Origin of the sequence: Dietzia sp. B19 (assembly GCF_014145155.1) — a bacterium.
GTDB lineage: Bacteria > Actinomycetota > Actinomycetes > Mycobacteriales > Mycobacteriaceae > Dietzia > Dietzia natronolimnaea.
The window spans coordinates 6,151-7,005 of sequence record NZ_JAALED010000230.1 but is presented as its reverse complement, the minus strand read 5'-3'; the positions used below and the strand labels follow the sequence as shown (position 1 = coordinate 7,005).

Genomic DNA, 855 nt, shown 5'->3' with positions numbered 1-855 from the left:
CTCCCCCTCGACATCGGTGAGGAGTGCCGCCACCACGAGGCCCGCCACCAGCAGCGCGACGGTGACGAGGACGACCCCGATCCGCCACGCCGGGCCCCGCCCCCGCCACACGCGCCGTTCGGTCACCGACCCCCACCCTCCCGGACTCGCCTCACCCCGCACCCGACCGGGCAGCGGCCATCAACCACCCACGCTAGCGGGCGACCTGATGACGAGCGCCCCCGGTGCCGCACCGGCCTACTACACTCGACGCGAATTCCCGGGCGCGCGTCCGGGGTCCCGAGAACGCCGATCAGCGAGGTACGCCAGTGTCCGTCGAAGTGACCATCGAGATCCCCAAGGGCTCGCGCAACAAGTACGAGATCCACCACGAGACCGGGAAGATCTACCTCGACCGGTTCCTGTTCACCTCGATGGGCTACCCGGCCGACTACGGCTACATCGACCACACCCTGGCCGACGACGGCGACCCGTGCGACGCGCTGGTCCTGCTCGACGAGTCGGTGTACCCCGGCGTGATCGTCAACTCCCGCGTCGTGGGCGTCTACACGATGTCGGACGAGGCCGGCGGCGACGACAAGCTGCTGTGCGTGCCGGCCCTGGACCCGCGGTGGGAGCACATCCAGGACGTGAACGACGTCCCGGAGTACGAGCTCAAGGCGATCGAGCACTTCTTCCTCCACTACAAGGACCTCGAGCCGGGCAAGCACGTCACCCCCGGCGAGTGGCGGGACAAGGCCCACGGCGAGAAGCTCGTGGCCGAGGGGATCGAGAACTACGGCACGCATCCCGAGGAGAAGGCCGAGCCCAACCGCGGCTGACCCCGGCCCGCCGCATCCCGTTCCACAACGACGC

General features: G+C 69.6%; 1 protein-coding gene. It reads left to right on the top strand.

Annotated features, from left to right (window positions below; all coding sequences use genetic code 11):
* Positions 1–308 precede the first annotated feature (308 nt).
* Complete coding sequence (locus tag G6020_RS07690) at positions 309–821, top strand: inorganic diphosphatase (RefSeq protein ID WP_179524465.1); 513 nt, start codon at positions 309–311, stop codon at positions 819–821.
* Positions 822–855 lie beyond the last annotated feature (34 nt).